We start from the raw sequence: 14217 nt of genomic DNA, 5'->3' as shown, positions 1-14217 counted from the left end.
GCGATAGCGGTCACCTTTGGTCCTCGATGCCGCTTCGAATACCGACTTTTTTGGGCACTCGGCGGCCAGTGCCGAAACCAACCGTGACGGACAGTCCTGCGCCCGAGCCAAGGCTGCCCGGTGAGATGACGGTCACGATCCATCGTTTCATCATCGCGTCTCGCGGCACACCTTGGCGGGCCTCCCAACCGAAAGGTAACGATTTCATATACTGTTCTGACGATCGCGAGCGTGACTAAGGAATGACCCATGACGGAACAACAGGCCGAGACATTCATCCACCATGTCAAGGCCGAAAGCGTAGGCACCGGAGCCCGGTTCCTGACACGCTCCGGTGAGCATTCCGCACCGGTGGCGGACACCGCCGTCGTTCCTGATGATTTCGGCACTCCGGCGGTGGTGGTGGCTACCTTGGAAGACGGCAGCCGGGTGCGGATTGCCCACGGGTCGCGCATCCGCATTGCTTCCTCCCGCCGGCCCGCCCAATTGCCCGGCGCGCTGGCGCAGGATGACCTGGAGCTGATTCCGGCCGAGGAGGGCACGCCCGAAGCCGTGGTGGTGGCGGTGGCCCGCGCGCATGCCCGCAACGCCGGGGTGCAGCGGCTGGCCGCCCGCTTGAGCCGCGGGCTCAACACCAAAGCCGGCAGCCATTTGCAGGACGTGCGGGACCTCGCGCACACGCTGTTCGTCGAACTGGACGACCGCGAGCGCGCGCTCACGGTGTGCCGGCTGATCATTGACCAGCCCTTCGACGGGAACTTCGGCCGGTGGAAATGGATCGAGTCGGCACTCGCCATGGCCGCCTACATCCTGCGCGAATCGGGCAGCGAAGAGGACCGTGCGGAGGCGGTGGAGTTGGCCGAAGCGTTGCGCGCTCCGGACGACGCCGATGACGATCCCTTCCGCGCGAAGATCAACGCCGAGGTCCGCCAGCGCCAGCTGAACGAACCGAACCTCTATGACAAGGAAATCCACCGGGCGATGGCTGCCGCCGACCGCACGGCGGAGCGCGAGTGGCGCGAACTGCGGCTGACCGCGCTGTTGTACCTGCGCACGCACGGCGGGTCGGAAACTTTGGAACCGGTCGAATTGGACCGCCGGATCAGCAACGAATTGGTGGCCATCCGCGCCCTAGACGTCCAGCACCGAAACTCCTAACGCCCCGCATACGGACTCTGGCCACTCCCGGCGGCCCGGGAGTAGAGTCGGCCGCATGACGGAGAGCGGAGTTGCAACGGAGCCCGGTTCACTCAGCGTCCACATCAACGCGGATGCCCGCCAGGTGTGGACCATGCTGCGCGAACCCAGACGCATCGCGCAATGGCACGGCTGGGACATGGCCGGACTGGACGAGGAGATCCGCGAGATCTACTTCAGCGACGCCACCGAGGCTGAAGACCACAAAAAGCTCACCATGGGCGACAGCGACGCCTTCATCCTGGAGCCAGTAGGCGACGGCGTCCGGCTCACCCTCCAGCGGGGCGCGGAGTCCGGCGAACAGTCCGACGAATGGTGGGAGGACATCACCGAAGGCTGGCTGACTTTCCTCCAGCAGCTGAGGTTCGCCTTGGAACGGCACCCCAACGACCCCCGCCAGACCACCTACCTCGGCGCAGACTCCATCCCGTCGGGCGGGCTGCTCTCCAGCCTTGGCCTGCAAAACCTGCCGACGGCGGGCGAAACGTACAGCGCATCACTGGCCGCCGGGGAAGAGATTTCCGGAAAGGTGTGGTTCCGCTCCGACCGCCAGCTGGGGTTGACCGTTGATGAGTATGCCGATCGTGGAGGCGGCCTGCTGATCGTCGCTGAAACCCCATCGCACCCCGACGGCAGGCCGGAGGGCGGCAGCCAGGTACTGATCAGCTGCTATGGGCTCGGTGCCAGGCGGTTGGCCGAAATCCGGGACGGCTGGGAGGCCTGGCGCAACAACGCGCTGCCCGGCGCCGACCCGCTGGTGCTCGGCAGCACCGCGGGACCCGGCTCCGACTAGGCAAGCCTGCCCTCGCCCGGCGGAGCTTCCTCCGTTAGGCGTGAACCGCCCCGCGCTTAGGCTCCGCCGTGCTGCCGGCGCTGGAAACGGCGCCGGTTCGTCTCGCGGATTGACCGCTGGTGCATGAGATACACCAGGCTGATGCCCACCAGCGCGCCGATGGCGGTCTGCAGCGCCCTGTCCACCATCAGTTCCCGCGGATCGGTGGGGGCCGCAAGCTCGGTCATGATCAGGGCCAGCGGCGTGATGAAGATCAGCGCCAGCGCGTAATGGCGCAGCACGAACATTTCCGCGCTGAACTGCAGCACGATCGCCATCAGGACCAGGACCCAGGGCTCCGGTCGCGGGGCCAGCAACAGCCCGGCTACCGCCACGCCCGCGAAGGTCCCCAGTATGCGGTGCACGCCCTTCTTCACCCGTTGGGCCAGGCTGGGTCCGGCGATCGGTGCCACGGCAGCTACCATCGCCCAGTAGTTGTGGCCCAGTCCCACCACCGTGGCGAGGGTTCCGGCGGTCAATGCCGCCAGCGCATTGGCGCCGGCCTCAACGCGGAATTCCCTCCAGTGCTCGCGGGTGAACTGCGGCCGGGGCGGCGGCGCCATGGACGTGCGCCAGGCCAGCACCAGCCGGCTGCTGATACCGATCAGCATGGCCAGCACCACGCTTGCCAGGCCGGTTAACAGGGCCTGCCACAGTGGCGCGGTCAGCGAGATGGAACCAATGGCCGCATAGCCGAAGGTAAAGAAGATGACGCCCGCCGGGCGCAGCTGGAAATAGTTGACCGCCAGAGACCACAGACCAGCCACCACGGTGGTGCCGAAAACAATCCCCCAGGGTCCGGCGTCGGCCATGGCGGTGAGGGCACCGAGGAACATGACCAGCATGATCAATACGCCAAACTCGCCCTGATGCCGCAGCCTGGCTCCGTGGGCCTCTCCCCGGCCGTAGATGCCGGTGAAGGCGCCGAAGGCGGCGAAAATCATTAGATCGAACCGACCCATGGCCAGCAGGGCGAGCAGCGGCAGGCCGACGCTGATGCCGCAGCGGGTGGCCACAATATGGTCTTGGCGCGCCGGACCTACCCGGAAGAATTCGCGTACGTACTGCGTCGCCATGCGCCCACCTTTCGTTTGCCACACTATCCACGATGCTTCGCCTCCATCACCCACCGGAGAGACCTTATTGCCGCGAGCCTCAAGATCCCGCCGGCCAACTGGACCGCCGGCACCGCGGCTCCCGCGAGGTTGATCGATACGGAGCGGCAAAAGACCTTGGCCCGCCGCGCCGGCTTCGGATGCGGGAAAAGCAAGGGGCGCTGTGGCCGGACGGGCCCGGCGGGGCGGACGGCCGAGCAGGCGAACGTCAGAGCGGCGCGCGCATCGCGCCAGAAGCCTTTACTCCATCCTCATCCGCTTGCCTCAGGCAACCATCATTCTGTGAGCGGGCCGACATGCAGTCGTTCGTCTAGCCACTCGCCGGATAGCCATTCGTCGCCCACCTGCGTCCACGCGCCCTGCGGTGCGTCGGGTAAGGCAAAATAGTGGGGTGCCCCAGTCTGATTTTTCCTTCCGCGTCGGCAACCGCCTCGCCAACACCGCCAGCCCCTCCCCTGCCCGGATCGAGGAGAACGGCGGCGGGTTCCAGGGCCGCACCGGCACCATCGCCACGCCGCACGGCGAGATCCAGACCCCGGCCTTCATCGCCGTCGGCACCAAGGCCACGGTCAAGGCGGTGCTGCCCGAATCCATGAAGGAACTCGGCGCACAGGCACTGCTGGCCAACGCCTACCACCTGTACCTGCAGCCCGGCGCAGCGGTGCTCGATGCGGCCGGCGGCCTGGGCAAGTTCATGAACTGGGACGGGCCCACCTTCACCGACTCCGGCGGCTTCCAGGTGATGAGCCTCGGCTCCGGATTCAAGAAGGTCATCAACATGGACGCCGCCGCGGCCAGCACCGGCGCGGATGACCAGGTGGCACCCGGCAAGGAGCGGCTGGCGCACGTTGACGACGACGGCGTCTGGTTCAAGTCGCACCTCAACGGCGACAAGCACCGCTTCACGCCGGAGATCTCCATGCAGGTGCAGCACCAGCTGGGCGCGGACATCATGTTCGCCTTCGACGAGCTGACCACACTGATGAACTCGCGCGGCTACCAGGAGGAGTCGCTGGAGCGCACCCGGCTGTGGGCCGAACGCTGCGTCACGGAGCACGAGCGGCTCACCGACGAGCGCTCGCACCGGCCGTATCAGGCACTCTTCGGCGTGATCCAGGGCGCCCAGTACGAAGACCTGCGGCGCAAGGCCTGCCGGGACCTTGGTGCGATGAACTTTGACGGCTTCGGCATCGGCGGCGCACTGGAGAAGGAAAACCTGGGCACCATCGTGCGCTGGTGCACCGAGGAACTGCCCGAGGACAAGCCGCGGCATTTGCTCGGCATCTCCGAGCCGGACGACATCTTCACCGCAATCGAGAACGGCGCGGACACCTTCGACTGCGTCTCCCCCACCCGCGTGGCCCGCAACTCGGCGTTCTACACCCCGGACGGCCGCAAGAACCTCTCTAACCGCCGGTTCAAACTGGACTTCACGCCGCTGGTGGACGGCTGCGACTGCTACACCTGCGCCAACTACACCCGGGCCTACATCCACCACCTGTTCAAGGCGAACGAGATGGTCAGCCACACGCTGATCTCCATCCACAACGAACGCTTCACCGTGAAGCTGGTCGACGATGCCCGGCTGTCCATCGACGACGGCTCCTTCTTCGACTTCAAGGCCGAGGTGCTGGGCCGCTATTACGCCTGAGCTTCGCGGCTACATCTCCACAAGCGGAAGGCCGCCGTCGTATCTCGAAGATCGACGGCGGCCTTCCGCGCTGGGTGGGTCTGCCGCTTAGGCGGCAAGCACGACGTCGGCCTGCTCATCCTGCGCCAGGGGCGCCAGGATGACCAGCCGGCATTCGGCCTGTTCAGGATCGGTATGCTCGGGCAGGAACCCGGAAACCGCGCACGCCTGCAGATGCCACAGGACTGCTCCGTCCACCGAGGCATGCTGCAGGTCTATGGTCACTTCCAGACCTGCAGCCAAAGAATTTGCCCGCTTCGCGAGTGAATACACCGCCAGGACGTTGCGCTCATCGACCCGCCCGCGCACGTCAATATGCGCCGATGAGCATTCCAGGTCAACACGCACCGTCACTCCCAGTTTCCCGCTCATCGAGCTCCCGCCTTCGAGTCGGCGGAGGCGCGGACAGCGCCCGCCGGAACCCGGCGCCTGCGGCGCGCGGCACGCGATTTGCCTTCCAATGCCCAGGACTTGTGGAATCGGTTGCGCTGCTCCTGGGGAACCAACTGCAGGAAGACCGGATGGTTGAAGACCTGCTGCCTGGCCTCCGAGCAGAACGGCAGCACCCGCAGCCGACGGCGGTGCGCCTCCGCCAGCGCCCGGCGCACCAGGGGCTCACCAAGTCCCAGTCCGCGGTGCCAGCGGTCTTCTTCGATGTCGAGGAGCCACATTTCGCCGTCTTGGATCTTGTACTTCAGCGACGCGGCCACTTCACCATCAACGTAGGCATCGAAGCGTGATGCGCCGTAATTGTCGCGTATAACCTGCATGCCTTCTCCTCATCCATGCGCAGCCCGGCGGCGCCTTCCTGGGCGATGCCACCTGCTGCGAAACCATGGCTCCAGCGGGCCGGAGCCACAACAGTAACCGTGCTTACGATGTAAGCAAAGCATGCTTAGTATCGTTCTGCAAAGTTTCCGGGTGAATTCCAGGTGGCGGGGGGAAAAAACATTGGCGGCACGGGCATGGCTGCCATCAGGCGAGCTGGCTATCCAGCCTGTCCAGCAGGGCATCAAGTGCCGCGTCGAACTCCTGTTTGGATCGGTCTTCCGACAACAGGCCTTGCAGTTCCTGCAGGAGCGGGTAGTTGGTCAGGTCCGCCCGACGGGAGGGCGATGGTTCGGGGTCCTCCACCGGCCCGATGTCGGCGCCGAGCGCGGCCACCTCCAACAGCAGGTTGCCGATCAGGAAACTGCTGAAGGCCCGGTAGGCCTCGACGGCCTGCTCGTTGCTGAACCCCGCATTGGTCATCGCCCTGAGGAACGACTCCACCCAGCGCAGGCTTCGCAGCGGTGGCCGTACCCACGGAGCTTCGGCGGGCCGCGTGGCGATCAGCGGGAATACTTGCGGATGCTTCATGGCCAGCCGGCGCAGGCCATGGGCCAGCCGGAGGAGGTAGTCCTGCCAGCCATGGCGCGGCTCCACATACACCTCTGGATCGCTATACAGCTCGTCGACCACCGACTCCACGATGCCGTCCAGCAGGTCCTCCCGCGACGGCACGTAGCGGTACAGCGACATGGCTTCGACATCCAGCTCTGCGCCCAAGCGCCGCATGCTCAGCTGGCGGACCCCGTGTTCCTCGATGAACACCGCACCCGCCTCGAGAATTCGCTGCCGGTCCAGCCTCGGCCTGTCGCCACCGGAGTGGTCCCCGTCTGGCGATACGGACATTCCGGACTCGGCCATTGGACGCTCCCCTCCTGCGATTGCGCACCAGCCTACGCGCCCGAACACCCCCCTGTCCTCACACCGGCCGCTGGCTGGAGGCCATTCCACCTTTTGAATCCCGCACCGGCAGTGCGGGATTTCCGCTGCGGGCAGCGGTTTTTGCGCCGCCGGAGAAGGTTTGGAAAATTCCCGGCAAAGTGCCCGATCCGGGGTGCCAAGTGCGGACCTTACACTGTAAGCTGACGAATCCGGGACTCGTTCCTTCACCCGAAGGGGAAGAGGTCTCCGGCTAGGGCAGAGGGACCTTCGTTCTGGCCAGATAGGAAGTTAGCACCATGGAAGAACACCTGAAGGACGTTTGGACCGCTTCGGCAGCAGTGGAGGGGTTGCAGGTGGAGATGGACCAGGCTGAATCGAATCTGGACGTTGCCATTGATGTAGCCCTGAAGGCCGGGGTTGCTCCCGAGGAGATCCTCGTGTCAGCGAACCTGTCGCCGTCAGAACTCAGCGAGCGCGTCCCGACCCTGGTCATCGACGATCAGGCTGCAGAGGAATCCGAAGCCAGCGCATTGTAGGACGGTTCACGCCTCTTCACCCAGCCGATCACCGCTGTGGTGACGGGGACGAAGAGGAACTCCACCAAGGTCTTGTAGACGAAGCCGACCAATACGTAATTGACGAACGTGGGGGCGTCGTTGATGCCGATAATGGAGGCCGCAATGGAGCAGAAGATCAGCGTGTCGGCGAATTCCCCGACCCCGGTGGAGCCCATCAGCCGCGCCCACAAGCGGCGCTCGCCCCAGCGTTCCTTCATCCGCACCAGCACCCAGGAATTAAGCGTCTGGCCCACTAGGAAGCCCAGCAGGCTGGCGAGCACGATCAACGGCACGGGGCCGAGCGCGCCCTCAAGGGCCTGCTGCTTCATCCGGCCGAAGTCGTCGTCGAAGCCCGGAAGTCCAATGATGACCCAGTAGCAAAGCGAGGCGAAGATCGACAGGGCGAAGGTCGTGACGATGGCCTTGCGTGCCACCTTGAAGCCGTACACCTCGCTGATCACGTCGCCCAGGATGTAGGCCAGCGGGAAGAGGAAGAAACCGCCGTCGGTAATAATCGGCCCGATGACCACGCCTTTGGCGGCGCCGATGTTGGACAGAATCAGGACTACGGCCATAACGGCCAGCATGATGCCGAAATAGGGGCTGCCGATCGAGGCAAAGCGGGCAGGCGTGCGGGATTGCAGTTCAGTCATTGTGGTGGTTCACCCTTATAGAAGTGGTTCGCGCAACGCTTCGCACCCGCTGGTGCCTGATGAAACGTCCGCTGTATTAGCACTAATGGGTCCGTCTGCCACCCGGACCGCCATCCATTCTCCCACGACCCGGCAGTTCCTTGGTGGCCGACCTATTCTTGCTGTATGAGCCAGGAACCGGAGCTCGACGCGTTCGAGCGCAGCAACCCGCGCCACCGGGTGACGTTCGGGTTCGGCGCCTTCGTGGTGGGTTTCCTGGTTGCAGTTTCTGTTTTCGCGCTGGGTGCTTTGCTGCTCACCCTGGTCGGCGGCCCGGTCAACGGCCACCAGCTGGCGTCGGCAGCGCTCCTGGCGCTGGTCGTCGGGCTGTATGCCGGCGGCGTTGGGCTGGTAGTCGGGGCGCCGATCGCGTTTGTGCTGGGCCTCTTGCTCCGGCCGGTGGCCAACCAGTGGCTGCACGTACTGGCCTTCTTCCTGGTGATGACCACCGCTTCCTTCCTGATCCTGGTCTCGCTCTCCAGCGGCGATCCGCTCGGCACGCTGGAACTGGCGGCGCTGATCGGGCTGGCCGCCGCGATCGGCCGCTTCAGTGTGTGGAAGATGATGGATATCCACTGACCGGACCCGGCCATGCAGGCCGGCGCGCGTTCGCCCTGAGGCGAGCACCGCCGTCGTTATTAGGAACCGTGGGTGGACGGGTGGAAAATGGGCGCATGCCTGTTTCCACCACCGTAACCACCGCGCCCGCCATTACGCTGACCATCGCCGGCTCCGAAGCCACCGGCGGCGCAGGCGCGCAGGCCGATCTGAAGACCTTCCAGGCACTGGGCACCTACGGCATCACCGCCTTGACCTGCATCGTCTCCTTCGATCCGAAGGACAACTGGAACCACCGCTTTGTCCCGGTGGACGCCGGCGTCATCGCCGACCAATTGGAAGCCATCCAGACCTGCTATGAAGGCTCGCTGAAGACGGTGAAGCTGGGCATGCTCGGCTCGCCGCTGACGATCGACACGGTCGCCGCGGCGCTGCAGACCCAGCAGTGGGACAACGTGGTGCTGGACCCGGTGCTGATCTGCAAGGGGCAGGAGCCCGGCCACGCATTGGACACCGACCAGGCGCTCAAGGCCCAGATGCTGCCGCTGGCCACCTTCGTGACCCCGAACCATTTCGAAGCCGAGTCCCTTGCCGGGATCACCATCAACGACGTAGAGGACCTGAAGGCGGCCGCCAAGATCATTCATGAAGCCTCCGGCGCGGCAGTGCTGGCCAAGGGCGGCGTGCGGTTGGCGGGCGCGGACGCGGTGGACGTGTTCTACGACGGCGACACCCTGGAGGTTCTGTCCGCACCGAAGGTCGGCGAAGTGGCTGTCTCCGGCGCCGGCTGCTCGCTGGCCGCCGCGGTGACTGCCGAACTGGCCAAGGGCGCCACCCCGTTGGAGGCCGCCCGGACCGCCAAGGCCTTCGTGACCGAGGGCATCAAGGCCCGGGTCTCCTCCAACGCCCCCTTCGACGCCCTGTGGCAGGGCGGCGCCAAGCTGTCCTGACGCTTGCCTTTGATGACGACGGCGGTGCCCGCGCCCGGGTGCCGCCGTCGCTGGTCCGGGGCGCCCCACGGATCCCCGCCTGCCACGCCGCTGCATAGACTCAAGACACAAACGATGCTGGAGTCACCGTGACTGCAGTCCCGCTGCAATACTGACGTTGACACAATAGTCGGACCAAACAGCGGGGCGGACCATGGTGCTGGACACAGCGACCCTCAGGGTTGCCTTCGCCGTGGTGGGCATCGTTCTGCTGGTCCTGTTCTATGCGGTGACCTACCGGCGGACGCGTGCCCCTTACAGCGCCTGGTGGTGTGCCGCGATTGCCATGTTCCTCACCGGTGCCGCCGGGTATTTGCTGAACGGCACGGGACACCAGTGGTGGGCCACTCCTTTGGCGAACGTCCTGGTGGTCTTCGGCGCCGCGGGTGTTTGGACGGGAACCCGGTCCCTGCAGGCCCGCAAACCGGTGCCGTGGCTGATTGCGGCCAGCATGGCTCTTACCGGTGTGACCGCCGCCGTCGATAATCCCGGCACGAATATCTGGGCCGGCGGAACCGCGTTCCTCGCCTTCTTGACCCTGTTTTTTCGGCTTGGCAGCTTCCGAACTTTTCCGGCTGCGCCGCGGTTTCACGCGTTTGCGCGGCCCCTTGGCGTTCGTTGCCGGGCTCCTGGCAGCCTTCTACTTTGGCCGGTTGGCCGCCTTCCTGGCGGACGGGCCGGACGGCCGCATCTTCCAGACTGTCTTCGGGGGCGCTGCCACCACGCTGTTCACCATGGCGCTGATGGTGGTGGTCTCCTTCAGCATGGCCACGTTCAGCGAAGAGCAGGCCTCCCGGGACCTCCGCAAGCGCGCGCTGCACGACGGGCTCACCGGGCTGCTCAACCGAAACGCCTTCCTTGATCTGGCCGCGGACCGGATCGACAGCCTGCGCCGCGGCGGCAGGTCCGGCAGCCTGATGCTGGCGGACCTGGACCACTTCAAGACCGTGAACGACACGAAAGGCCACCCCGCCGGCGACAAAGCGCTGCGCGCCTTCGCCCAGGTCTGTACCAACACCGTCCGGTCCACCGATCTGGTGGGACGCTATGGCGGCGAGGAGTTCATCCTGCTGCTCTCCGGCGCTGCCCCTGAACAAGCCAAGCAGGTAGCCCAGCACATCAGCCAGAACCTGCGCACGGCAGACTTTCCGGACTTCACGCTGCCCACCGTAAGCTTCGGCATCGCAGCCATCGGCGAGGGACCGGACACACCGGATGCCCACACGTTGGATGCGGCGATCGAGGCGGCCGATGCTGCACTCTATGAGGCGAAGTCCCAGGGCCGAGACCGCGCGGTGCTGGCGGAAGACCGCGCGGTGCTGGCGGAAGACCGCGACGGCAACAGCGGGCCTCTGGCCGCCGCCGACGGCGTCCGTTCGTAGTCCGCCCCGGCCCTGTTTGCGCGCCCGTTCTCGCTTAAAGCCCGACGGCGGTGCCCACCACGGGAGGCTCGCAAGCCCCGTTGGGGTGGGCACCGCCGTCGTCAGCGGTTCAGCTAAGAATCAGACCGTCTGGACTGCGATCTCGGCGTCCAGGCGCGGCAGCCGCGGGAACCAGGGGTTCTCGCCCGGCGTGCCGACGTTGACCACCATGAAGGTGCGGTTGGAGGTGCCGGCGTTGAAGTCCTCGTCGATGCCGGCGGCGTCGAAAGCGCCCATCGGGCCGGCGTGCAGGCCCACGGCGCGGACGGCCATGATGAAGAAACCGGCCTGCAGCCACGCGTTGTTCTTGGCCACCTCGGCACGCATTTCGGCGTTGCCGTCGAACATCTCCTTGCGCTCCGGCGCGTGCGGGAAGAACGTCCCGAAGTGCTCGTGCCAGTCGGTGTCGTAGCTGAGCACGGCGACCATCGGAGCGGACTGCGTCTTGGCGCGGTTGCCCTCGGCCATCCGGGCGGCGAGCTTCTCGCGCGCTTCGGCGGAGCGGACCCAGGTGATGCGCAGCGGCTGGTTGTTCATCATGGTCGGGCCCATCTTGGCCAGCTCATAGATGGCGGCGAGCTGCTCGTCCGAGACCGGCTCGGTGGAGAAGGTGTTCGCGGTGCGGGCCTCCAGGAACAGGCTGTCTGCGGCCTCGCGGTCCACGGACAGCAGGTTCTGCAGGTTGACGTCAGCGGTTTCGACGCTCATGGGACTCCTCAGGTTGGGGGTGTGTTGTCTGGAGGGTGTAACGCCGTGGCCTCGAGCCGAAATTTCTCCCCTTGGGGTGACATTCGCTACACGGCCGCGGGGTGCGGGCGGCTGGGTTCTCGGTTCCTGGCCAGATTCAACCCGACGGCGGACGGACCCGTGGCTGCTGTCCAGGTTCAGCAGGATCTGTCCATGTTTTGCGGCCGCACACCGCCCTGACCTGCGGAAACTTTCCCGGCCGCTCAAGACATGGACAGCCCGGACGGGCCAAACGTTGCCCCCGGCCGCCAGCGCTGGTAGACAAACACGGTGACCGAAACTGCTGCGCCGTCCCGGCGTCCCGTGTGGTGGGGCCTTCTGCTGGTGATTGGCGGCTGGGCCGCACTGGGCCTGCCGATGTTCTGGGCGCTGCTGGTGATGTACATCGGATTCACCGGCTGCCTGCTGGAGTGCGCGGCTCCGGACCCTGCCACCGGGTTCTTCGGCCTGACCGCCCTGATCATCATGATCGCAGCCCCGGTCCTGGCCGGCATCGCGCTGGTTCGGCGCAGCCGGGCCTGGTGGATCGCGACGGTCTGCCTGCTGGCGCTGATCCTGGTCCCGCTGGCCTACGGCGCGGCGATCGGGGCGTTCTGACCATGACGACGGCGGGCTGCGGGCCCATGGAAAGCATGGCCGCCCGCCACTAGGGTGGACCGAAACAGGAAGTAGCAGGAAGGTAGTACCCATTTGGGCAAGAGCATGCAGGCGATGACGTACTCCCGTTACGGCGGCCCGGAGGTATTGGAGCAGTCAGAAGTTCCCTGGCCTAAGGTAGCCCCGGGAACGGTGCTGATCCGCGTAAAGGCCTCAAGCGTGAACCCGGTGGACTGGAAGGTGATGTCCGGCGGGCTGGACAGGATGCTGGACGTCCACTTCCCGGTGATCCCCGGTTGGGACGTTGCCGGCGTGGTGGAGCACGTGGGGCCGGACACCCCTGAATTCTCGACCGGCGATGAGGTGTACGCGTACGGCCGCCGGGACACGGTGGCCGGCGGCACCTATGCGGAGTTCGTGGCCCTGCCGGTCTCCATGGTGACGCGGAAACCGGAATCGTTGAGCTGGGAACAAGCCGCCGGCCTGCCACTTACGGGCATGGTGGCGCAGCGGACCTTGGACGCCTTGGCGCCGTCCACGGGCGAAACCCTGCTGATCCACAACGGATCCGGCGGGGTGGGACGCATCGGCATCCAACTCGCCGTCGAGCGGGGCCTCCGGATCATTGCCACGGCCTCGGAGAAGCACCACCAGCGGCTGCGGGAACTCGGCGCGGAGCCGCTGGAATACGGCGCCGGTCTGGTGCACCGTGTGCGCGAGCTGGCGCCGCAGGGCGTGGACGTGGTGGCGGACTTCGTGGGCGGCGTCTTGCAGGATACCCAGGCCGTGCTGCGCAACGGCGGACGGCACGCGTCCATCGCGGACGCTGCGGTGACAGAACACGGCGGCCGCTTCATCTGGGTGCGTCCGGACGGTTCCGAGCTTGCCCGGCTGAGCGAACTGGCCGACGCCGGCAAGCTCACGGTGGATATCGACCGCACCTTTTCGATGGACCAGGCCGCGGACGCCATCCGGCACAGTCAGCAGGGCCAAGTCTCCGGGAAGATTGTGCTGACGCCGTTCGCGGAGCAGGCCGGATAAGCGGCAGCATAGTCGGAAGCAGCCAGGAAGCAGAAGGCCGGACCAGAAGGCGGGATCAGCGATGGCGGAGCAGTTCTCGAACGTCGACGATTACATCGCGTCGTTCCCGGAAGACGTGCGGACCATTCTCCAAGAGGTGCGCCGGACCATCCACAATGCCGTCCCTGGAGCCGGCGAACAGATCAGCTACGCCATCCCCGCAATCATGTTCGAGGGGCACTACCTCGTCTACTTCGCCGGCTGGAAGCACCATGTCTCGCTCTACCCGCTGCCGGAAGCCGATGCGGCGCTGAAGCACGATCTGGAACCCTACGTCGCCGCCAAAGGCACTCTAAAGTTTCCGCTGGGAAAACCGATTCCGTATGACCTGATCACGCGGGTGGTCAGGGCTTTGGCCCGCCAGCGAGGCCACGACCTCACCGGTACCTGACCTCGCAGGAGCCTGACCTCACCGGTACCTGACCGCGCAGGAGCCTGACGTCACCGGCGCCTCACCGCGCGGGCACCTAGTCCTTCTTGTCCCCCGAGGGCTTCGGCTGCAGCTCGGCCAGCAGTTCCTGGAGCCGCGCGTCGGTCAGGTAGGTCATGCCGGTGAGGACGTCCGTGATGCGACGCCGGTCCGCAGGCTTGAACCGCGTGCTGTCCAGGATGTCGGAGACCCACAGCCCGTCCATCGCCAGCCGGACGATGATCCCTATGATGCCCACCGGCTCGCGCGGATCCAGGTCCTGGCGGTCCAGCCGCTGGTTGAGGTAGATCAGCGATTCGGCGAGGTTCGGCTGCCCGATCGCCGTGGACAGCAGGCCGGCCTGGTTGCGGTCGGTGTTGGCCCGTGCGTCGGAGAACGCGGCGATGTAGGCCCGCTCCTCTGCGCCCAGCGGCTCCGGATCGGCGTCGGCCCGCTCGCCCAGTTCGTGCACCAACGCCATGATGATGGATTCGACATCGCGCTCGACCTCGTCGATCGGCGCCCCAGGTTCAAACATGTTGCCCTCTCGTGGTTCCCGGCGGGTTTGCCGCCCCAGCCAGTCTATCCACAGCCGCCTCGCCGCTAACGGCCTCAACTTCCCA

Annotated in this window: 17 protein-coding genes; 10 read left to right on the top strand and 7 right to left on the bottom strand. The window is 66.0% G+C overall.

Annotated features, from left to right (window positions below; genetic code table 11):
- The first annotated feature begins 249 nt into the window (after positions 1–249).
- Both ACWF5H_RS12390 and ACWF5H_RS12385 read left to right on the top strand, forming a co-directional pair.
- Complete coding sequence (locus tag ACWF5H_RS12390; RefSeq protein ID WP_452037196.1) at positions 250–1158, top strand: DUF6707 family protein; 909 nt, start codon at positions 250–252, stop codon at positions 1156–1158.
- A 55-nt stretch (positions 1159–1213) separates the two neighbouring features.
- Positions 1214–1990, top strand: coding sequence for an SRPBCC family protein (locus ACWF5H_RS12385; RefSeq protein ID WP_452037195.1), 777 nt, complete (start codon positions 1214–1216; stop codon positions 1988–1990).
- A gap of 56 nt (positions 1991–2046) precedes the next feature.
- Here the strand turns inward: ACWF5H_RS12385 and ACWF5H_RS12380 are convergent, their stop codons facing one another.
- Positions 2047–3105 carry an FUSC family protein gene (locus ACWF5H_RS12380; RefSeq protein ID WP_452037193.1) on the bottom strand — a complete coding sequence of 353 codons (1059 nt, stop codon included), beginning with the start codon at positions 3103–3105 and terminating at the stop codon, positions 2047–2049.
- A gap of 430 nt (positions 3106–3535) precedes the next feature.
- Here ACWF5H_RS12380 and tgt point away from each other — a divergent pair, with 430 nt between their 5' ends.
- Positions 3536–4795 carry a tRNA guanosine(34) transglycosylase Tgt gene (gene tgt, locus ACWF5H_RS12375; RefSeq protein WP_452037191.1) on the top strand — a complete coding sequence of 420 codons (1260 nt, stop codon included), beginning with the start codon at positions 3536–3538 and terminating at the stop codon, positions 4793–4795.
- Positions 4796–4882: 87 nt separating this feature from the next.
- On the opposite strand, the gene ACWF5H_RS12370 is transcribed toward tgt, so the two are convergent.
- The 3 genes from ACWF5H_RS12370 to ACWF5H_RS12360 form a co-directional block, all read right to left on the bottom strand.
- Complete coding sequence (locus ACWF5H_RS12370) at positions 4883–5206, bottom strand: hypothetical protein (RefSeq protein ID WP_364645688.1); 324 nt, start codon at positions 5204–5206, stop codon at positions 4883–4885.
- On the bottom strand, positions 5203–5604 hold the full coding sequence (locus ACWF5H_RS12365) for a GNAT family N-acetyltransferase (protein ID WP_452037189.1): 402 nt from the start codon (positions 5602–5604) through the stop codon (positions 5203–5205). Before ACWF5H_RS12365 ends, ACWF5H_RS12370 begins: the two co-directional genes overlap by 4 nt.
- A 205-nt stretch (positions 5605–5809) precedes the next feature.
- Positions 5810–6508 (bottom strand): TetR/AcrR family transcriptional regulator C-terminal domain-containing protein, encoded by a 699-nt coding sequence (locus ACWF5H_RS12360; RefSeq protein ID WP_452037188.1) that lies wholly within the window; start codon positions 6506–6508, stop codon positions 5810–5812.
- Positions 6509–6840: 332 nt separating this feature from the next.
- Between ACWF5H_RS12360 and ACWF5H_RS12355 the strand changes: the two genes are divergently transcribed.
- Entirely contained in the window at positions 6841–7080 is a 240-nt protein-coding gene (locus ACWF5H_RS12355) for a hypothetical protein (protein ID WP_452037186.1), read from the top strand.
- Here ACWF5H_RS12355 and ACWF5H_RS12350 read toward each other — a convergent pair.
- Positions 7044–7754, bottom strand: coding sequence for a queuosine precursor transporter (locus ACWF5H_RS12350; RefSeq protein ID WP_452037184.1), 711 nt, complete (start codon positions 7752–7754; stop codon positions 7044–7046). The genes ACWF5H_RS12355 and ACWF5H_RS12350 overlap by 37 nt on opposite strands.
- A 165-nt stretch (positions 7755–7919) precedes the next feature.
- On the opposite strand from ACWF5H_RS12350, the gene ACWF5H_RS12345 reads away from it, so the two are divergent.
- The 3 genes from ACWF5H_RS12345 (at position 7920) to ACWF5H_RS12335 (ending at position 10722) form a co-directional block, all read left to right on the top strand.
- The gene (locus tag ACWF5H_RS12345; protein ID WP_452037183.1) at positions 7920–8372 is read left to right on the top strand and encodes a hypothetical protein; all 453 of its coding nucleotides are present in this window, start codon (positions 7920–7922) and stop codon (positions 8370–8372) included.
- A 95-nt stretch (positions 8373–8467) separates the two neighbouring features.
- The gene (locus tag ACWF5H_RS12340; RefSeq protein ID WP_452037182.1) at positions 8468–9301 is read left to right on the top strand and encodes a hydroxymethylpyrimidine/phosphomethylpyrimidine kinase; all 834 of its coding nucleotides are present in this window, start codon (positions 8468–8470) and stop codon (positions 9299–9301) included.
- Between the two features lie 590 nt (positions 9302–9891).
- The gene (locus ACWF5H_RS12335) at positions 9892–10722 is read left to right on the top strand and encodes a GGDEF domain-containing protein (RefSeq protein ID WP_452037181.1); all 831 of its coding nucleotides are present in this window, start codon (positions 9892–9894) and stop codon (positions 10720–10722) included.
- Between the two features lie 120 nt (positions 10723–10842).
- Here ACWF5H_RS12335 and ACWF5H_RS12330 read toward each other — a convergent pair whose 3' ends face one another.
- Positions 10843–11469, bottom strand: a complete 627-nt coding sequence (locus ACWF5H_RS12330; protein ID WP_452037180.1) for a malonic semialdehyde reductase — start codon at positions 11467–11469, stop codon at positions 10843–10845.
- Between the two features lie 309 nt (positions 11470–11778).
- On the opposite strand from ACWF5H_RS12330, the gene ACWF5H_RS12325 reads away from it, so the two are divergent.
- The 3 genes from ACWF5H_RS12325 (at position 11779) to ACWF5H_RS12315 (ending at position 13576) form a co-directional block, all read left to right on the top strand.
- Positions 11779–12105, top strand: a complete 327-nt coding sequence (locus ACWF5H_RS12325) for a hypothetical protein (RefSeq protein ID WP_452037178.1) — start codon at positions 11779–11781, stop codon at positions 12103–12105.
- Between the two features lie 105 nt (positions 12106–12210).
- Positions 12211–13146, top strand: a complete 936-nt coding sequence (locus tag ACWF5H_RS12320; protein WP_452037368.1) for an NADP-dependent oxidoreductase — start codon at positions 12211–12213, stop codon at positions 13144–13146.
- A gap of 61 nt (positions 13147–13207) precedes the next feature.
- Complete coding sequence (locus ACWF5H_RS12315; RefSeq protein ID WP_364645662.1) at positions 13208–13576, top strand: iron chaperone; 369 nt, start codon at positions 13208–13210, stop codon at positions 13574–13576.
- A gap of 76 nt (positions 13577–13652) precedes the next feature.
- On the opposite strand, the gene ACWF5H_RS12310 is transcribed toward ACWF5H_RS12315, so the two are convergent.
- A complete protein-coding gene (locus ACWF5H_RS12310; protein WP_452037176.1) occupies positions 13653–14132 on the bottom strand; it encodes a TetR family transcriptional regulator in 480 nt (159 codons plus the stop codon).
- Positions 14133–14217: the final 85 nt, after the last annotated feature.

This window comes from Arthrobacter sp. NPDC055138 (assembly GCF_053607305.1).
Note: the sequence above shows the minus strand (reverse complement) of the source record. Positions and strands in the feature narration are given on the sequence as shown.